This is a genomic window from Butyrivibrio sp. YAB3001 (assembly GCF_900112195.1).
Lineage (GTDB): Bacteria > Bacillota > Clostridia > Lachnospirales > Lachnospiraceae > Butyrivibrio.
Genome location: NZ_FOKR01000003.1, coordinates 219,599 through 239,718 on the forward strand (window position 1 = coordinate 219,599; position 20,120 = coordinate 239,718).

The 20,120-nt window shown below is 38.8% G+C and carries 18 protein-coding genes; 5 read left to right on the forward strand and 13 right to left on the reverse strand.

What is annotated here, in order from left to right; translation table 11 throughout:
- Positions 1-16 precede the first annotated feature (16 nt).
- Together guaB and BM086_RS04435 are read right to left on the reverse strand one after the other, a co-directional pair.
- Entirely contained in the window at positions 17-1,474 is a 1,458-nt protein-coding gene (gene guaB, locus BM086_RS04430; RefSeq protein WP_092324044.1) for an IMP dehydrogenase, read from the reverse strand.
- A 150-nt stretch (positions 1,475-1,624) separates the two neighbouring features.
- Positions 1,625-2,137 (reverse strand): DUF6106 family protein, encoded by a 513-nt coding sequence (locus BM086_RS04435; RefSeq protein WP_092324047.1) that lies wholly within the window; start codon positions 2,135-2,137, stop codon positions 1,625-1,627.
- A gap of 274 nt (positions 2,138-2,411) precedes the next feature.
- Between BM086_RS04435 and BM086_RS04440 the strand changes: the two genes are divergently transcribed.
- The gene (locus tag BM086_RS04440) at positions 2,412-3,209 is read left to right on the forward strand and encodes a hypothetical protein (protein ID WP_092324050.1); all 798 of its coding nucleotides are present in this window, start codon (positions 2,412-2,414) and stop codon (positions 3,207-3,209) included.
- Positions 3,210-3,255: 46 nt separating this feature from the next.
- On the opposite strand, the gene BM086_RS04445 is transcribed toward BM086_RS04440, so the two are convergent.
- From BM086_RS04445 to BM086_RS04475, 7 genes are all read right to left on the reverse strand, one after another.
- Positions 3,256-4,575: an aspartate kinase gene (locus tag BM086_RS04445; protein ID WP_092324052.1), complete on the reverse strand. Its 1,320-nt coding sequence runs from the start codon at positions 4,573-4,575 to the stop codon at positions 3,256-3,258.
- A gap of 120 nt (positions 4,576-4,695) precedes the next feature.
- Positions 4,696-5,904: a homoserine dehydrogenase gene (locus BM086_RS04450; protein ID WP_092324054.1), complete on the reverse strand. Its 1,209-nt coding sequence runs from the start codon at positions 5,902-5,904 to the stop codon at positions 4,696-4,698.
- 295 nt (positions 5,905-6,199) lie between these two features.
- A complete protein-coding gene (locus BM086_RS04455; protein WP_092324057.1) occupies positions 6,200-6,655 on the reverse strand; it encodes an ACT domain-containing protein in 456 nt (151 codons plus the stop codon).
- A 345-nt stretch (positions 6,656-7,000) separates the two neighbouring features.
- Positions 7,001-7,855 (reverse strand): carbohydrate ABC transporter permease, encoded by an 855-nt coding sequence (locus BM086_RS04460; protein WP_092324466.1) that lies wholly within the window; start codon positions 7,853-7,855, stop codon positions 7,001-7,003.
- A 36-nt stretch (positions 7,856-7,891) separates the two neighbouring features.
- Entirely contained in the window at positions 7,892-8,800 is a 909-nt protein-coding gene (locus tag BM086_RS04465; protein WP_092324059.1) for a carbohydrate ABC transporter permease, read from the reverse strand.
- A gap of 139 nt (positions 8,801-8,939) precedes the next feature.
- Positions 8,940-10,388, reverse strand: a complete 1,449-nt coding sequence (locus BM086_RS04470; protein WP_092324062.1) for an ABC transporter substrate-binding protein — start codon at positions 10,386-10,388, stop codon at positions 8,940-8,942.
- Positions 10,389-10,456: 68 nt separating this feature from the next.
- Positions 10,457-11,488, reverse strand: a complete 1,032-nt coding sequence (locus BM086_RS04475; protein WP_092324065.1) for a LacI family DNA-binding transcriptional regulator — start codon at positions 11,486-11,488, stop codon at positions 10,457-10,459.
- A gap of 416 nt (positions 11,489-11,904) precedes the next feature.
- On the opposite strand from BM086_RS04475, the gene BM086_RS04480 reads away from it, so the two are divergent.
- The 3 genes from BM086_RS04480 to BM086_RS04490 all read left to right on the forward strand — a co-directional run bounded on the left by BM086_RS04480 (position 11,905) and on the right by BM086_RS04490 (position 15,789).
- Positions 11,905-14,358, forward strand: a complete 2,454-nt coding sequence (locus BM086_RS04480) for a GH36-type glycosyl hydrolase domain-containing protein (RefSeq protein ID WP_092324067.1) — start codon at positions 11,905-11,907, stop codon at positions 14,356-14,358.
- Between the two features lie 159 nt (positions 14,359-14,517).
- Positions 14,518-15,300 carry a murein hydrolase activator EnvC family protein gene (locus tag BM086_RS04485; RefSeq protein ID WP_175560103.1) on the forward strand — a complete coding sequence of 261 codons (783 nt, stop codon included), beginning with the start codon at positions 14,518-14,520 and terminating at the stop codon, positions 15,298-15,300.
- Between the two features lie 15 nt (positions 15,301-15,315).
- Positions 15,316-15,789, forward strand: a complete 474-nt coding sequence (locus BM086_RS04490; RefSeq protein WP_175560104.1) for a bactofilin family protein — start codon at positions 15,316-15,318, stop codon at positions 15,787-15,789.
- 66 nt (positions 15,790-15,855) lie between these two features.
- Here BM086_RS04490 and BM086_RS04495 read toward each other — a convergent pair whose 3' ends face one another.
- A complete protein-coding gene (locus tag BM086_RS04495) occupies positions 15,856-16,143 on the reverse strand; it encodes a YerC/YecD family TrpR-related protein (RefSeq protein ID WP_092324076.1) in 288 nt (95 codons plus the stop codon).
- Positions 16,144-16,417: 274 nt separating this feature from the next.
- Here BM086_RS04495 and BM086_RS04500 point away from each other — a divergent pair, with 274 nt between their 5' ends.
- A complete protein-coding gene (locus tag BM086_RS04500) occupies positions 16,418-16,618 on the forward strand; it encodes a cold-shock protein (RefSeq protein ID WP_092324079.1) in 201 nt (66 codons plus the stop codon).
- 162 nt (positions 16,619-16,780) lie between these two features.
- Here BM086_RS04500 and BM086_RS04505 read toward each other — a convergent pair whose 3' ends face one another.
- From BM086_RS04505 to BM086_RS04515, 3 genes are all read right to left on the reverse strand, one after another.
- Positions 16,781-17,362, reverse strand: a complete 582-nt coding sequence (locus BM086_RS04505; protein WP_092324080.1) for an ANTAR domain-containing response regulator — start codon at positions 17,360-17,362, stop codon at positions 16,781-16,783.
- Positions 17,363-17,373: 11 nt separating this feature from the next.
- Positions 17,374-18,546, reverse strand: coding sequence for a glutamine synthetase family protein (locus BM086_RS04510; RefSeq protein ID WP_092324081.1), 1,173 nt, complete (start codon positions 18,544-18,546; stop codon positions 17,374-17,376).
- A 114-nt stretch (positions 18,547-18,660) separates the two neighbouring features.
- Complete coding sequence (locus tag BM086_RS04515) at positions 18,661-19,875, reverse strand: LL-diaminopimelate aminotransferase (protein WP_092324083.1); 1,215 nt, start codon at positions 19,873-19,875, stop codon at positions 18,661-18,663.
- Positions 19,876-20,120: the final 245 nt, after the last annotated feature.

The following is a 20,120-nucleotide window of genomic DNA, read 5'->3' on the forward strand; positions in this document are numbered from 1 at the left end:
AGAGTTAATTCATTTATTAGTGATCATCAACACTATAGTTAGGTGCTTCTTTTGTAATCTGAATATCGTGTGGATGTGATTCACGAAGAGCAGCTGATGTCATCTTTATGAATTTACCATTTTCCTTTAGTTCCTCGATAGATGCGCATCCGCAATATCCCATACCTGAACGAAGTCCACCCATAAGCTGGAATACTGTATCTTCAACTGTTCCCTTATAAGCAACACGCCCCTCAACGCCTTCAGGAACAAGTTTCTTTGCGTCTTCCTGGAAATAACGATCCTTAGAACCATTCTCCATAGCTGCGATGGATCCCATTCCACGATAAACCTTGTATTTTCTTCCCTGGAACAACTCAAATTCTCCGGGAGCCTCATCACATCCCGCAAACATTGAGCCCATCATTACAAGGTTACCACCGGCTGCGATAGCCTTTGTGATATCGCCTGAATACTTGATACCACCGTCAGCAATAATCGGAACACCATATTCTTTGGCAACTGCATAGCAATCCATGATAGCTGTGATCTGAGGTACACCGATACCTGCAACAACTCGTGTTGTACAGATAGAACCTGGTCCGATACCTACCTTAACAGCATCTGCTCCGGCTTCGATAAGGTCTCTTGTTGCAGCTCCTGTAGCACAGTTACCTGCAATAACCTGAAGATCCGGAAATTTGCTCTTTATCATTCTAAGGCACTTAAGAACATTTTCAGAATGGCCGTGTGCTGAATCAAGTACGATAACATCTACCTTGGCGTCAACAAGGGCAGCAACACGGTCCAGACAGTTAGCTGAAATTCCTACTCCGGCTCCGCAAAGAAGTCTTCCCTGCTCATCCTTGGCAGAAAGTGGATATTTAATAGTTTTTTCAATATCTTTTATTGTAATAAGACCTACAAGATTGTAGTCATCATCAACGATAGGAAGTTTTTCCTTTTTAGATTTTGCAAGAATACTCTTAGCTTCTTCCAAAGTAATTCCTGCTTTAGCAGTAACAAGATTCTCACTTGTCATTACATCCTTGATCTTCTGGGAAAAGTCTTTTTCAAATTTAAGATCACGGTTTGTAATGATACCAACAAGCTTCTTTCCTTCAGTAATAGGAACACCCGAAATTCTGAACTTAGCCATCAGAGAATCAGCATCTGCAAGCGTATGCTCAGGAGAAAGTGAAAATGGGTCTGTTATTACGCCGTTCTCTGATCTTTTAACCTTGTCAACCTCTTCAGCCTGAGCCTCAATTGACATGTTCTTGTGAATAATACCGATACCGCCCTGTCTTGCCATGGCAATAGCCATTCTATGCTCTGTAACAGTATCCATTCCTGCACTCATCATAGGAATGTTAAGTCTGATCTTCTTGGTAAGATATGTGCTAACATCTACCTGATTAGGTATAACCTGTGAATACGCTGGTACCAATAATACATCATCAAAAGTAATTCCTTCGCCAATAATCTGTCCCATTTTCTACTCCATTCTAAAAATCTTGTGTTATTATCCCCAGTACAAATCTTCCCCTGTAATTCAAAATATTAAACGTTCATTATTGCATGAAAGTCGCATAAAATGCGTGTTTCTGCAATTCCAATTAAAAATTCATATTATCTCAGCGCATCAGTCCATGAATACTTTTCTAGGAGCAACGCTCTTTACAGCCTCGACGAATTCTTTGCTTGGCTCAAATACAATTTTTTCTTTTCCATCGTAATAAAAAGTATAAGTAGGATCCGGCTGCGGATTCTTCTCTCTTGCAGAAAAATCCAGATTCTTGTAAGTTCTGTTCTTGAACTCATCTAAATGAAAAGAACGAGAAGGCGCCATAGCCTCAATTTTACCAACATCATACTTAGCGACATTCTTACGTCTGCTCTTGTTCATTACCTTATCAATTGTAATTTCCCTGTCGCAGTACTGATATTCAAATTCAATACTTGCATTAAGCGAAACAAAATAATAAGCAGCACCACTGGCAATCGCAAAAATCAGTCCAAAGATGTTAGTTCCTAAAAAGAATGTGGAAAAAAAGAAAAGAACTGTGAGTGTAAGCGTAATTCCCTTAAGGACGATCATAAGTGGTGACGCTTTACTCGAGACAAGACATTCTACATAACTGTTATCACTAACCATTTGTAACAATAGCCTCCTATAAGTCTATGGCCATTTTAATCAGCCATTTTATCGACTATCTTATATTACTTTATCTATTCTTTCAAGGTCTTTTTTTGATTAAATTTAAACATTTTTCACATTCTAGGATTGACACTTAATGCATATTGTTTTTATCATTGTTAGGACGAAAAATCCCTTATTACTATTATATATATTTTTCCGATAAAAATATATTATTTTTCTGTTAATAAGTTTTGAATGGGATAATCTATTATGAAAGCGAGTTTTAGATATGTCAGTACATGAGGAAATAAGAGAACAGCAAAAGAAATTAAAAGGTCAGGGTTTCAAAGCCCATCTGGAGTATTTCTGGGAATATTATAAAATTCATACTGCAATTGCATTATTTGTGATCATTCTTTTATCGATGCTTATCCACGACATCAGAGCAAATAAGCCTTATGCATTTTATGCAGTAATGCTCAACGCAGCATCCTCTCCTGCCGAAGAGGTTCTCGAAAAAGGCTTTTCGGATTATGCCGAAATTGACACAGATAATTACAGTTGTCTGATAGATACTTCTTCTACATTTGATCTTTCTGTCATGACAGAGACAACAATTGCCACCAGTCAGAAGATCATGGCAAACATCGCAGGCGGAGATCTTGATATTCTTGGTGCAGACAGCGATATCTTTACATATTATGCAAACCAGAATGTTTTTGTTGACCTTAGGACAATTATATCTCCAGAGCAGATAAAAGAATATGAGGACAAACTTGTGTATGTAGACCAGGCATATCTTGATTACCTTGATTCAGAAGCATACCAGAATTACGTGAGCACAGGTGAGTTTGATCCCAATAACAAATATGCAGTGATGGCTGATAAATACAATAAAGACCTGACTTTCACTGCAGTTGATAAAAGTGAAATGGAAAATCCTGTTCCCGTTGGAATAAAACTTGATTCTTCAAATATCATTAAAGAATCCGGCGCCTATCAGTCACAATCTCCTGTTGCAGGCGTTGTTCTGACAAGCAAACACACAGACCTTGCCATAAAGTATTTTGAGTTTTTATTAAAATAAAGTCATAAAAAACGCTACCAAGTTATTTCACCGGTAGCGTTTTTTTTTAAATCTGTGTAGTAACAAAAATATCATAAATTGCATGTATTGCCTTTTCGAAATCGCGGTTCTCAACACCAATGATGATGTTCAGCTCTGAAGAACCCTGGTCGATCATTCTTACATTCACGCTTGCATGTGCAAGTGCTGAGAAGATACGGCCGGCTGTTCCACGTGTTGACTTCATTCCACGTCCAACTACAGCGATAAGCGCAAGGTCTGATTCAATTTCAAGCATATCAGGATGTGCAAGTCTGTGGATTTCAGATACAACAGCCTGTTCTTTTTCAATGAACTCTTCCTGCTGTACAAATACTGTCATTGTATCAATTCCTGACGGAACATGCTCAATTGAAATATTCTGATCTTCAAAAGCCTGTAATACTCTTCTGACAAATCCAATCTCTGAGTTCATCTGATCCTTAAGGATATTCACGCAGCAAAAACCTTTTTTACCTGCAATACCTGTAACAACATACTTAGACTTCTTAGCAGTTGATTCAACAATCCATGTTCCGGGATCTTCAGGCTTGTTTGTATTTCTGATATTGATCGGAATTCCTTCTTTTCTTACAGGGAAAATAGCATCTTCATGAAGTACGGATGCTCCCATGTAAGCAAGCTCTCGAAGTTCTGTATAGGTGATAGTGTCAATGTGCGGAGGTCTGTCAATAATTCTGGGATCTGCAACAAGGAATCCGGAAACATCTGTCCAGTTCTCATATACATCTGCTCTAATAGCTCTTGCAACGATTGAACCTGTAATATCAGAACCGCCTCTTGAGAATGTCTTTACGCTTCCATCAGGATTCGCTCCATAGAATCCGGGGATAACAGCCTTTGGAGCTTTCTCAAGTCTCTTTGCCATCTGCTTGTTTGTCTTTTCGCTGTCGAATTCTCCGTTTTTATCAAAAGAAACTACTGTAGCAGAATCAATGAACTCGTAACCAAGGTAGTTTGCCATGATAATTCCGTTTAAGTATTCACCACGGCTTGCAGCATAGTCATTGCCGGCTTTTTCTTTAAAGTTCTTTTCGATTACTTCAAATTCACTTGAAAGATCAAGTTTTAAGCCGAGGCCATTGATGATCTCATCATATCTCGCCTTAATGTCAGCAAGCTGCTTCTTAAAATCCTTATCTTCCTCTGCAAGAGCATAAGTCTTGTAGAGCATGTCAGTCACTTTGGTATCCTTTGAATTTCTTTTGCCGGGAGCTGAAGGAACAACATAGATTCTGTCGGGATCTGATTTGATTATCTCTCCGACCTTCTTAAACTGCTCTGCACTTGCAAGTGAACTTCCACCGAATTTAACTACCTTTTTCATAATAACTTGTTTCCCCTTTTATTTTTATATCTTTTGATAAATATGGAGCAATAGGTCGCCCCAAGGCATATATGTCACGGAGCCTATTTGCCATAAAACTTTTTTAGCAAATTACAGCCATCAGTATAATCTAAGATATCCCTTTACACCGTTAAGTTTGCCAAGTCTTTCTTCGAAATCTTTTTCTGAGATAAGATCAGTAATAAAAGCATATTCTCCGTGTATGCTGTTTCTTTTTACTACTTCTACATCATTTCCAAATACTTCATTTGCCTGATCTGCAATAGTATCTGATACTCTGACAAAAAATCTTCTGACAGCATTGTCCTTAGGTGACAACTGAGCTTTTTCTGCATTCATATTAACTTCGATATGTTTGTCTTTATGCTTAATCATATCGATAACATCAGCAACTACAGCGCTTGCTGTTGCATTCTTACCGGCGCCTTTTCCATAAAACATTACATCGCCAAGCATATTTCCATGAATGCTTATCGCATTAAATACACCATTTACACTTGCAAGCGGATTCTCTGACGGAACAAGAAATGGCGCAACAATAGTGAAAAATCCATTTTCATTTCTCTTGCACATTGCAAGGAGCTTGATAGACATATTGAGAGCTCTTGCATACTCAAAGTCGTGAATGTTTATCTTGGAAATACCTTCAGTGTAAATATCTTCATAATCAACATGCTTGCCGCTCATGAGACTTGCAAGTATAGCAATTTTCCTGCATGCATCGTAACCTTCTACATCAGCCTCAGGATTGCGCTCAGCATAGCCTTTCTCCTGAGCTTTTTTTAGGACGGTCTCAAATCCCATGCCTTCCTTGTCCATCTTGGTTAAAATATAGTTTGTAGTGCCATTTAAAATACCTGTAATGGCATCAACTTTCTCATGCTTAAGTGAATCATTAAGAGCACGAAGCACCGGTATTCCGCCGCCTACACTTGCCTCAAACAAATAACTTACATTGTTCTTTTTAGCTATTTCAACGAGCTCAGGTCCTTTTGCAGCAACAAGTTCTTTATTGGAGGTGCATACGCTCTTTCCTCTTTCAAGCGCTTTCTTTTCAAAGGTAAAAGCAGGTTCAATTCCTCCCATAGTTTCGCAGATAACACTAACCTCAGGGTCATTTAAAATAATGTCGATATCATGAACCACCTGTGCCTCATGCTTATCGCCGGGGAAATCACGAAGATCAAGAATGTATTTGACCTCTACGCTCTCGCCCGCACTATTTGCCACTTCCAAAGCATTAGTATCAAGAACCTCTACAACGCCACTTCCAACTGTTCCATATCCCAAAACTGCTACCTTTGCCATGCTGTCCTCCATTTTACTTCATTTATTTACACTATTCATTTTGTAAGCAACCTGATATTTCAAAGCATTAAATTATATTAAAAAGCTTCTACAGCAAAATCTCAAGCATTATTCAATAAAAATTTCAAAAACAATTATTTCTAAAATCAATATAAATACACTTTTCTGTAATTCCATCTAACATCACATCAAAAACAAATGATAAGAATATTTTACTCTATATATCCAAAAAACATCCACTACAGACATTAAATTTTATCAACTTTTAGTTTAATTAATATCAACATTTACAAAATCAGGTTAGTGTTGCACTTCTTCCTGTAATATGCACCTTGTGAACTCCTTCAACCTTTTCCATCAAAGAGATCATTTCCATAATATCTCTGGTATCCGGAAGTACCTGTATTGTTATTGATAATGATGCCACTCCGTTCAATGGAATAGATTGATGAATCGTAAGAATATTTGCCCCGAAATCGGCGATAAGATTTAACACATAAGATAGTAGCCCAACTTCATCATTCATTTGGAACGTAAGGGTAAGTGTTGTTCCCTGAAGGCTATCGTGGAATTCATAAATATCTTCTTTATATTTGTAAAAAGAGCTCCTGCTTATGCCAAGCTTTGAAGCAGCTTCATTGACAGTTTTCACCTTGCCGGATTCAAGAAGCTTCTTAGCCTCAACCACTTTCAAAAGCACCTCCGGTACTGCCTGTTTTCTGATTACGTAATACCCTGTTCCCTGCTCCATTGCAGCTTTCTCCTTAATTCAATGCCGCTATACAATCAATGTCGCCTGACGTGAAACACATATTTAAAAATGTTTTTATCTTACGGACATTTGTACGCGATATAAGGATTTTAGCACAGTGAAGTCATGAAGACAACATATAAAATTGCATAAAAATGCATTTATTACAAAGATTATTTAGTAATTTTGCACAGAGACAGCCAGGTGCCGGTGAGTCCGAGGCTCCACCCCCTCCAAAACAAGCGAAAGCCATAGCATCGGGGAATGCTATGGCTTTCTAACGCTTATAAAAGGAAAGAGTAACCTTCATTCTGGAGGTATGGCCAGAACAAAGAAAGGAGAATATCAGCCCTTAACGCCACCAAGAGTAACACCACCAACGATGTATCTTGAAAGCAAGAGATAAACAACAATAACAGGGAAGATTGAGAATGCAATCATTGTATAAACCTGTCCCATATCAAACTTCAACCAGTCAGCTGAACGGAGCTGAGCAATAAGAATAGGAAGAGTCTTCTTTGTATCTGTGTGAAGAACAAGTGCCGGAGTGAAGTAGTTATTCCAGCTTCCCACAAAACTGAATATTGCCTGTACTGCAATAGCAGGTTTCATAAGCGGTATTACAATCTGATTAAATGTTCTGAATTCCCCTGAACCATCAATTCTTGCTGCCTCGACCAGTGAAAGCGGAAGTGTTGAATCCATGTACTGCTTCATGTAGAAAAATACAGAAGGAGAAGCAACAGCCGGTACAATAAGAGGAACAAAACTGTCATCAAGGTTCATCTTTCCAATCAACTGCAAGAAACCAAGTGCAGTAACCTGTGTAGGAATCATCATTATCATAAGAATAAATGTAAAGATGAAATTTTTGAACTTAAAGTCATAAGCATGAATAGCATAAGCTGTCATTGTTGAGAAATAAGTAGCAAGAGCAGCTGTAGCAATAGCTATGAACAATGAGTTGATAATACCATTAAAAATAGGTAATGTACCATTTTTTAAGTTAATCCAGTTTTCCAAGAGATGCGTACTTGGAATTGCTGTAAATCCTTTAGTAAGCTCTGAATGTGCTCTGGTCGCATTTATAAAAAGAACGTAGAACCAGAACAGACATAGGAATGATACCAAAATAAGTACTATATATGCGATTGCTCGCCTAGCATGGATGGATGCTCTGTTCTCATCCTGTCCAGCCATTTTACTTCTATTATCTGCCATATTTCTTTCCCCTTATCACTTAGAATCTTTTGAATTTGTAAACTTAAATACTATAAGGCTTAAAATACCTGTAATAACAAACATATAAACTGACAATGCACCGGCAAGACCATAGTTCTTACTAAACAGATGCTTATTCAGGTACATAATAAGTGTCATGGATGTACGTGTAGGATCTCCGGAACCATTAGTAAGGATCTGAGGAACATCGAACATCTGAAGACCACCGATAAGTGATGTTATCATTACAAAGATAAGAATAGGTTTAAGAAGTGGCAATGTAATCTTATAGAAAATCTGAGTAGCAGTTGCGCCATCAACCTGCGCTGCTTCGAAAAGTGAAGGGTCAATTCCCATCATTCCTGCCATCAAAAGTATTGTCGTATTTCCAAACCACATTACGCAGTTCATGAATGCTACAAGTGTACGAACTGACCAAACATGTGACATGAACTTATAGGCTTCTGTTATCACTCCCATATTTAAAAGAAGTGAATTGATAGGTCCGCTATTTGCGAACAAAGTAAAGAACAACATAGAAAAAGCAGATGCCATGATAAGATTAGGCATATAGATTACTGTCTTAAAGAACCCCTGACACTTAAGTCTAAGTGATGGATCTGTAAACCATGCACCAAGAAGAAGTGAAAGAATAATCTGTGGCACAAATCCCATAATCCACATTATCATTGTATTCTTAAAATAAGTAGGAAGATCTCCGTTAGTAATAATTGTAGCGTAATTTTTAAGTCCAACGAAATTTGGTCCGATCTGCAAAAGACCTGAACGATAATTCTCAAAGAATGAATTATAGATTGTTGATACAAGCGGTATCATCTGGAAAATAAGATAAACAACAACAAAAGGTATCAGGAATATATATCCCCATTTATTGTAGCTTACTACCTTGCTTTTTTTCTTCATAAGCGTCCCCTTTAACTTTTCTCTTTCCGAATTACTATTTTTACTTTTTTATCATATGAGGCGCACGATGATACTGTGCGCCCCATTTATTATTGAATCAATATCTGCAGAAAAATCTGCTTCTTTACCTTTAGAGAAATTATTCTGCTGTAAGGTTAGGATATTTCTCAACAACTGCCTTCTTGAAGATGTCAAGTGCTTCTTCAAGAGTAGCATTTCCATCAAAGTAGTTCTTCATTGCTCTCTGGAACTCTTCGTTACATCCCTGATCATATGCGCTCTGGTTTGAAAGATCGCAGTTCTCAGCTCCTTTGCAGAACATTCCAAGAGGATTCTGTCCACCGAATACTGCAAATGCATAAGCATCATCGTTTGCAGCCTTTTCCATAGCTGGCTTGTTGTTTACGAAATCTGAATCCTTAGCAACGATATCAAGCATGATATCTTCGTTGCATGTAAGCTGTCTCATGATATCACCAACAAGTGTTGGGTTATCTGTTCCTGTAGCGCCGCAGATCCATGTTCCGCCCCAGAAGAAGCCCTGAGGTCCTTCAGTTGCGCCCCAACCACCAAGATTAGCGATTGATCCCTCAACGTCAGCAGCCATACAGAAGTTTACAAGCCAAGCTGGTCCAAAGTAGCAGAATACTTTTCCATCTGGATAGAAGCCCTTTGACCAGTCATCTGACCAAAGATCGTTTGTAGATGTCATCTTCTCATCAGCCATCTTCTTAGCAAGTTCAACCCACTTCATGATGTTGTCATCGATAACAACTTTGTCGTTCTGAACCCATTTGCCGGAAACGTTGTTAGAGAATACACGATATGAATCGTTTGTTGAAGCTGTCATGTTGTATCCAGCAGCCTTCATAGCGTCAGCTGTAGCTGAGAATGTATCCCAGTCCTTAACTGCCTTCTGAACTTCTGCAGGATCATCTGATCCAAGAACTTCCTTAGCAGCTTCACGGTTGTAGATAAGTACGCCAGGGCAGCCCTGCCATGAAACGCCCTTAAGAACGCCCTTAGAATCTGTCATAACATCCTGTGTGTACTTGTACTGATTAGCTACATCAGCGTCTGTGATTCCGAAATCAGAAACAGCTGCTGTGAAATCTGTATCAACATACTTAAGAGCGTAGTCAGCTTCTACAAGGAAGATATCAATCTTGTCATCAGCTGCTGCATCAGCCTGCTTAAGAAGATTCTCATCAAGGTTGTTCTGGTATGCATTGTCTGTACTAGGAGTGATATTCCACTTTACAGTTACATCACCGATTGTGCCTGTTGTAGCATCAACTTCTGTGTATCCAGGATAGTGATCTGTAAGACGGCTCTTGAACTCTTCGTTCCAAGCATAGATGTTAAGAACCTTTCCTTCATCAGCTGCTGGAGCTGCTGCTTCAGTAGTTGTCTCCTCAGCCTTAGGCTCTTCTGCCTTTGTCTCTTCTGCCTTGGATTCCTCAGCAGGTGCTGCTTCAGTAGTTGTCTCTGAAGTAGTTGTTGTAGTTGTTGTTGTGCTTCCACAAGCTGAAAGCATTCCAGCAACCATAGTTGTTGAAAGCATGATTCCCAATAACTTTCTTTTCATTAAAGTTTACCTCCCTTATTAGTATCTTTTTTTTATTTTTTCTTTATTTAAAACAGCTTTTTGCTGTCTTAAACCTCATTTATCTTGGCAACCGATTCGCCATTTTCAATTTCCCCTTTGACCACAACCTGTTCAACTATGGTTCCCTTGGGGTTGTTTATAAGATCGATCAGCTTTGTTGCTGCAATAGATCCTATTTTTGCTGTATCCTGCACCATGGTCGTAAGAAGAGGAATTATCTTTCTTGCAAGTTCTATTCCGTCATATCCAACCACTGACATGTCTTCAGGTATCTTTAATCCCCTTTTCCTGATAGCATTCATTCCGCCAAATGCAGCAAAGTCATCAGGATAAAAAATACATGTAGGCGGCTCTTTTAAGTCCAAAAGCTTGATTGTTGCTTCATAAGCAGCATCTGTATCTCTGTAAGGAACTGCAGGAAGATACTCATCCGGAATCTCCACTCCAAGATCCTGTAATGTCTTGTAAAAGCTTGAAAGTCTGCTCTTGGTAACTGAGGATTCCATACCCTCTTCCTTACCATGTATGTAAGCAATCTTTCTATGTCCCTGGCTGTAAACATATGTAGCCAGTTCCTTCATTCCATTTACGTTATCTGAAATTATCGCTGTTCTGTTGTAAAATAGATGGTCAATAGTCACAACAGGAATATCACTCTTAATAAGTTCATCAACCTGCGGATCTGAAAAATCCACACAGGCAATCACTATTCCATCGAATCCTCTGTATATAGCGTGTGACAGATAGGACATATTATTAAGTCTCTTATTGCCACTGTTTATAAATGTAATATCGTAACCATTCTCTTCTGCTGTTCGCTTAAAGCTATCCAATACATGATTGAAATAGTCATGTGTCAGGCCACTGTTAGCCTCATCCACAAAAAGAACTCCGATATTGTTTGTCTTATTAGTCTTAAGCGCCTGTGCAGCTGCATTTGGTCTGTAGCCCAGCTTGTCGGCCACTTCTCTGACATGATTCTTAGTTGCCTGACTTATATCGCTATGATCATTAAGCGCCTTGGACACTGTAGCAATTGAAACACCGCATGCTTTTGATATATCTTTCAGTGATACCATTACTCAACTCAATCCTATTCATCTGTTTTTGTTACTAAATCGTTTTCGTAATTTCAATGTACATCATTTTTACTCTTAAAGCAATAGTATTTTGCATTTTTTTGTGCATTTTTTATATTTTTGGTAATTCTTCATAAAATCATTATCGCAATTTCATATATTATTTCATTAAAGTTATTAGTTTTTTCATAATTAAGGTAAACGTTTTCGGTTTGGATTGAATTTTTTCGATAATTGCTCAAGTGACACCGGTTTCACATTTTTTAGTTTTCATTTTGCGGCTATTTTATCAATATATCAGAGGTTATCTTCAAATTTATTTTCCTATTGCATTATATTCTTTTTGCATATATAATGACGTTAGAAAAATACCGAAAACGTTTAAGTGTTAATTATTTAATGGAGGGTTAATCATAATGAAATATGGCTTTTTTGACGATTCAGCACTTGAATATGTCATCACCACACCAAAGACTCCTCTTCCTTGGATCAACTACCTTGGAAATAAAGAGTTTTTCTCATTGATATCAAATACTTGTGGCGGTTACACATTCTACAAGGATGCCAAGCTTTTAAGACTCACAAGATACAGATATAACAATGTTCCTTACGATAATAATGGTAAGTACTTCTATATCAAGGACACAACAGATTCTGCAGAGGATGTTATCTGGAATCCGGGCTGGCAGCCTGTCAAGACTGCTCTTGACAAATACGAGTGCCGTCATGGCCTTGGCTATAGTGTTTTCACATCAAGCAAGAACGATGTAGAAGCTAAAGTTCTTACATTTGTTCCAATGAACGACAATTGTGAATTATCTAAGGTAACAATTACTAATAATAAGAAGAACAATGCTACGTTATCTCTTTTCTCATATGTAGAATGGTGTCTCTGGAACGCAGATGATGATATGAAGAACTTCCAGAGAAACTTAAGCACAGGCGAAGTTGAAGTTACAGATGATGGCGCAACAATCTATCATAAGACCGAATACAGAGAGAGACGTAATCACTACGCAATCTACAGTGTTAACACCAAGGTAGATGCTTTTGACACAAGCAGAGATGCTTTCCTCGGCGCATACAACGGACCAGACAGTCCTGATGCTGTTATCAATGGAAAATGCACAAATTCAGTTGCAAGTGGCTGGTCTCCAATCGCTTCGCAGCAGATAAATCTTACTCTTAAAGCAGGTGAATCCAAGACTTTCATCTTCGTTCTCGGATACATCGAAAATCCTGAAGACGACAAGTGGGAAGCTCCTTCAGTTGTCAACAAGAAGCCTGCTCTTAAGATGATCTCAGCATATAACACAGAAGCTGCAGTAGATAATGCTCTTGCAGAACTTAAGAGCTATTGGAAAGAACTTCTTTCAAATTATCACATTGCTTCTTCTAATGAAAAAGTTGACCGTATGGTTAATATCTGGAACCAGTACCAGTGCATGGTTACATTTAACATGTCACGTTCTGCTTCTTACTACGAATCAGGTATCGGCCGTGGAATGGGCTTTAGAGATTCCTGTCAGGATCTTCTTGGATTCGTACACCTTATTCCAGATAGAGCAAGACAGCGTATTATCGATATTGCATCTACTCAGTTCCAGGATGGAAGCGCTTATCACCAGTATCAGCCTCTTACCAAGAAGGGTAACTCTGACATTGGTTCCGGCTTTAACGACGATCCATTATGGCTCATCGCAGGTACAAGCGCTTATGTAAGAGAAACAGGTGATCTTTCTATATTAAAAGAAATGGTTCCATTCGATAATGATATGAGTGTTGCCAAGACTCTTATGGAACACCTTAAGTGCTCATTCAACTTCACAGCTACTCACAAGGGACCTCACGGTCTTCCACTTATCGGACGTGCTGACTGGAATGACTGTCTGAACCTCAACTGCTTCTCAGAGCATCCGGGTGAATCCTTCCAGACTTTCGGACCTTCCGAAGGACCTGTAGCTGAATCTGTATTCATTGCCGGAATGTTTGTTAAGTATGGTGAAGAATATGCTCAGTTATGCGAACTTTTAGGTGATACAGCAGAAGCTGACAGAGCAAGAAAAGAAATCAGCGAAGTTTACAACGCTGCTATCACAGCAGGATGGGATGGAGATTGGTTCGTTCGTGCTTACGATGCTCATTCCAACAAAGTTGGTTCAAAGGAATGTGAAGAAGGTCAGATCTACATCGAGCCACAGGGCTTCTGCGTACTTGCAGGTATCGGTGTCAAGGAAGGTCTTGCAGAAAAAGCTCTTAAGAGTGTCGAAGAAAGACTTGATACAAAGTATGGTGTAATGATCCTTCAGCCTGCATATACAAAATACCATCTTGAACTCGGCGAAGTTTCTTCTTATCCACCGGGATACAAGGAAAATGCCGGAATCTTCTGCCACAACAATCCTTGGGTTTCAATTGCTGAAACAGTTCTTGGACATGGCGACAGAGCTTTCGAGATTTACAAGAAGACATGCCCTGCATATATTGAAGAAATCAGCGATGTTCACTGCACAGAACCTTATGTTTACTCTCAGATGGTTGCCGGAAGAGATGCTAAGTTCTTTGGTCAGGGTAAGAACAGCTGGCTGACAGGTACTGCAGCTTGGACATTTGTGAATATTTCTCAGTACATTTTAGGTGTTTATCCTACACACAACGGTCTTTCAATCAACCCTTGTGTACCAGCTGATTTCGGCGATTTCGAGATCACAAGAAAATACCGCGATGCTGTTTACCACATCTCAGTCAAGCAGAACGGTGCTCAGAAAGGAATCAAGAGCCTTACTGTTAACGGCAAAGCTGTAGAAGGAAATGTAATTCCTTACGAAAAGGATGTTAAAGAATATACTGTAGCAGCAGTTATGGGTTGATATTTCCCTTAAAGTTTTATGGGGAGCGCACAAAGTCGCTCCCCTTTTTCGTATATACACTTTTAAAAAAGCCCAATTTTTGCTTTTGAATGCACATTTTTTTATAATTATTGCATAAATGACAAATGTTATGGTAAAATGAGGTGTTCGGAGGTTAATATGAGTAAAGTAATAAAGCCGAGAAAGCACAGACATAAAAGACATTATACTTTTATGATAATATCAGGTGACTCAGACGGAACTACCAAGCGTCTTCATCTAAACCATTTCAAGACGCAGCTTCTGGCCTACACCGCCTTTTTACTTTTTTTGGTCATCATTTGCTATATTATCTACTCTACCATGACCATTAACACACTTCAAAAAATTGAACTTGAGCAGAAAGCACAGATTGAAGCTCTTTCCGAAGAAAACAGTACACTTTTTGCATCAAAAGAAAAACTTGAGACCGAGAATGAGCAATTAAGTGCTGCTATCAATAAGCGAATTGAAGACGAGCAGGTTTCAGTAGAAGAAGCCGAGGCACTTGCTGTTCCCTCAGGTTTCCCTTTAACTGGAACTGCTTCAATGACCTACGCAGTTGATGACGCCACAGAAACTACCATAACTGAAATAACTGAAGATAACAAAGATGAAGCCAAGGGCAATCCAATAGTTGTATTTACAGCAGCTGAGGGTAGTAGTATCATTGCATCGGGTACAGGCACTGTTCTTTCAGTCACAACAGATGCCAAATTTGGCAATCTTGTTTCAATAGACCACGGAAATGGTTACATAACCATATACCGAAATTCCGGTGATCCACTGGTTTCTGAGGGAAGTCAGATAGATCGTGGTGATATCATTTTCGTTGTGGGCGATAAGAATACTTCATTAGGTTTTCAAATCCAGAAGGATGAAAAATATATTGACCCAGAGGAGTTAATTGAGATCAAAGGATAAATGGAGGGAACACGTATGTTTGGAAGCAAAAAAGACATTACTGCAGATGCAGCTCTCGAGCAGGTTGGAACAATAATCGGTCCCGGTGCTGTTATTGAAGGGCCACTTACCACCAAGGATTCCACCAGAATTGACGGCACTGTAAAAGGTAATGTCACAATAAGCGGGGCATTAATTGTTGGACAGGATGCAAAAATTTATGGCACTGTATCCGCTATGAATGTCTATGTTGCCGGAGAAGTTACAGGACAGATAACCGCTCCTCAGGGCAAGGTTGAAATCAGCGACACCGGAAAAGTTTACGGTGACATAACCTGCAAAGGTATTATCATCGACGAAAATGGTATTCTTCAAGGCAAATGTGATATGTCCAATGTTGACAAGAACTCTGCTGAAATTGCCAAAGAAAGAGCTGCTGCTGATAAGGCTGCAGAAAAAGATGATTCCAAAAAAGACGAAGAAAACTCTTCTGAGAAAAAAGATAAATAATAAAAAGGATTTGGTATCTCAAACGTACCAAATCCTTTTTTGTTTATGAATTAAATATTCTTCTGATCAATCCATAAGTCTGTTAAAGACAAGCTCATAACCATCATCACCATAGTTAAGGGATCTGTTTACTCTACTGATAGTAGCTGTAGATGCTCCGGTCTTCTCTGCAATCTCAAGATAAGTCTTATGATCTCTAAGCATGGAAGCAACTTCAAATCTCTGTGAAAGAGAAAGAAGTTCATTAACAGTACAAAGATCTTCAAAAAAACTATAACACTCTTCCTTATTCTGAAGGCAGAGTATTGCATCAAACAGGTGGTCAACCGCATCTGTTCTAATCTTTTTATTCATCCAATGTATCTCCTTTAAATAATTTTCTCGCAATAAACTGGTCAAAATATCGTTAATAATACTTTCGTGCTTAAACATTTTATCACTCTGAACCACTAAAGTAAAGTGCTCATTTTGTAAATCGATATAATGCGGAAAAATATTATATTTTTCCGTAGAATTGTATCTAAACATTAATAAATTTTCTTTACTTTTGCCCTTATTTGTGATAACCTAAATATGTTGTCATAGACAACGCAACGATTATTTTTTTATTTTTAGTGGAGGTATTACAATGAACAAAGGTACTGTTAAGTGGTTCAACAACCAGAAGGGTTACGGTTTCATCTCTGATGAGGCTGGAAATGATGTATTCGTACATTATACAGGACTCAACATGGAAGGTTTCAAGTCTCTCGAAGAGGGCGCTTCTGTAGAGTATGATGTAGTCCAGGGTGAAAAGGGACCACAGGCCGTAAACGTAAACAAGCTTTAATTCTAAGGAACTGGAAGCTAATTAATCAGACTACAAAGTGCCTTATTCTAATATATATATATTTTGAATTCGCAAGATTGTAACAATGATTAATCAACAAGAACCCTCTGACAGATGTCAGAGGGTTTTTGAGTATCATTATGTATTTTTTCTCAGGACTTCTTATTCCAGATCATCCAATATTTTTTCTGCGATTCGCTTTCTTGACACTCCATGATTCATAGCCTGTTTTCCAATAAATCTATGGGCCTCATCCTCACTCATATGCTTCTTTTCCACAAGAAGTATCTTGGCTTTGCTCACAACTCTTATCTCTTCCATCTTCTCTTCTACAGTAAGTGTTTTTCTTGTAAGAGCCTGCATCCTGTTCTGTGTTGCCACAAGATAGCGAATTGCTTTATCTACACTTCTTGCAGAAACTGGTTTTGAAATGACATAGACCCCCTGGTCTATCACTCTCTCTACCACATCATCAAACACTTCCTGCGGAGCGACCAAAAGGATTGATGAGTTGCTTTTCTCCGAAATATCCATGGCAAACTCCACACCTGTCTCATCAGGAAGTGGTGTGTCTATAACTATAATGTCATGGTTTTTTTCAAGAAAACTCCTTCTTGCCAAAGACACCGTTCTCATCGTATCGATAGTAATAAAACCCACAAGAGATCTTTTTACAGCCAAAACAAACTGTTCCGAGGACGATACTATAAGTATGGAGTGTTGTATGTCTTGTTTTTTAGGCATAAACTACCTCCTTAGCCCATAGTGTATTCTTTAAGTATTTCCTCTGGCACAAATCCTTTTACAAAATCACTCTTCTTTGCAAGTTCCGCAGCTTCTCTTCTTGATGTCGGAAGGAAAAGCGCTTCCTCTCCAACTGCCGGAAGTTCCATCTTCTCTTCTATTCCCTTTAGGCCGGAATAAATAAGAAGTGCATAAACAAGATACGGATTACTTGCCGCATCCGGGGAACGAAGTTCAACTTTAGTTTTATCCTTGTAGGTTTCCAGGTAAAGAAGTTCGTTACCTCCCACATCCGACCAGTCAACTTTGTCAGGAGCTGCTCCATTTCCAAGTCTTGTGAAGGATGCATCTGTAGGATTCATGAAAATTGTCATCTCTCTGACTTTATCCATTATTCCTGCCGCAGCATATTTAACCACATCATTTCCATATTCATCAACTGCATATATATTGATATGATATCCATTGCCGGGTTTTCCCGGAATAGGAAGTGGTGAAAAATCCGCAACCAGCCCATATCTGTCAGCAATCGTGCTTACTACCATTTTAAAGGTAGTCATGTGATCTGCTGCCTTAAGCGGATTTCCGTAATGGAAATCTATCTCATTCTGTCCGGGTCCCTTCTCATGGTGTGACCTTTCAGGAGTAAGTCCCATGCGCTCAATAGTAAGTGAAATCTCTCTTCTGACATTTTCGCATTTATCAAGTGGTGCAATATCCATGTAACCGGCTTCATCGTAAGGGATTCTGGTCGGGTTACCATCATCATCTTTTTTAAACAGATAAAACTCCGTCTCAGTACCAAATTTAAAATTTATCCCTTTATCCTTTGCAGCTTTGACAGCATTCTGCAAAAGAACTCTGGAATCTGACTCATACTCATTTCCATCCGGAGTAAAAACATCACAGAACATTCTCAACACTCTGCCACTATCAGGTCTCCATGGCAAAATAGCCATGGTATTAGGATCTGGTTTTAAATAAAGCTTTGCATAAGGACAATGCTCAAATCCCGCAATATTTCTTGTCTCAATAGGTGCTCCATCTTCAAAAGCCTTTTTAACTTCGCCGGGCATAACAGAAATATTTTTCTGAATACCGTAAGCATCTCTGAATGCAAGACGGATAAATTTAACATCCTCCTCTTCAATAAATTTCATAACTTCATCCACAGTGTAGCTCATCCAAATCCTCCTGAATAATGATTTGATACCAAGTACAAAAGTCATAATATTCATCATGTAAGTATGACACATTATAAACTTTTTGCCCCTGCCATCATGATATTTGCAGTAAAATTAAAGTTTCTTTATGCGTTCTATAGCTTCTATTGTGTTCTCTCTGTTTCCAAAAGCAGTAAGTCTGAAATAGTGTTCTCCGCTAGGACCAAATCCTGAGCCAGGTGTTCCTACAACATTTCCTTTTTCCAAAAGATAATCAAAGAACTCCCAGCTGGTCATATCATCAGGAGTTTTCAGCCAGATGTATGGTGCATTAACTCCGCCATATGCTGTAAAGCCTGCTGCCTTAACTCCTTCAAGGATAATTCTTGCATTTTCCATATAATATGCAATCTGCTCTTTTATCTGCTTTTGTCCTTCATCTGAGTATACCGCTTCACCTGCCTTCTGTACAATATACGGAGCACCGTTATACTTTGTGCCATGTCTTCTAGCCCACAAAGGCCACAACTTTTCACCACCGGCTTCAAGTTCTTTAGGAATTACAGTAAAGCCAAGTCTAAGGCCTGTAAATCCTGCGGTCTTGGAAAAAGATCTAAACTCTATCGCACAGGTTCTTGCACCATCACACTCATAAATGCTATGTGGTATTCCCTCTTCTGAAATATATGCTTCATAGGCAGCATCATAAAGAATTATCGCATTATTTTCATTAGCATAATCAACCCATTTCTGAAGTGTTTCCTTATCCATTACGGTTCCTGTAGGGTTATTGGGGAAACATAAGTAGATCAGATCTGGTGTTTCTTCCGGAAATTCAGGCATAAAGCCATTTTCGGCAGTGCATGGCATATATATGATATCACGAAAACGGCCTGTCAATGTATCGTATTCTCCGCTTCTTCCGGCCATAACATTAGAATCAACGTAAACAGGGTAAACAGGATCACATACAGCCACCTTATTATCAAGTCCAAAGATTTCCTGAATATTACCGCAGTCACTCTTTGCCCCATCGGAAACAAAGATCTCATCTGCAGCAATATCACAGCCAATGGTCTTATATGCCCTCTCGCTAATGGTATTTCTCAGAAAATCATATCCAAGATCAGGAGCATAGCCCTTAAATGAAGCCTCAGCCCCCATTTCATCAACAGCGCTGTGAAGCACTTCTATAACCTTAGGAGCTATAGGCAAAGTTACGTCACCAATTCCCAATCTTATAATCTTGGCTTCAGGATGTGCCAAGCTGTATTCTCTTACTTTATTTCCAATTGTTGAAAAAAGATAACTTCCGGGTAATTTTAAATAATTCTTATTAATTGTTGCCATGACTATCCTTCCTAACTATTTATTTGTAAAAAAGCAAAAAGACGCCCTAGAGAATGATTCTCTAAGACGCCTTTGTCTCAACCTCTTAGTATTCTACGCTTATCGGTGGCGCATGTCAATTAGAAGTGAACGGGGACGATTTACCGGTCTGCCACTGTGCTGTCTTGTTCCTCTTTAATTATTTGTTGTCCTGGGGATAGAAAGACTTGCATTGGAGTGAGTTCAGATTTTTAATCTTTAACACC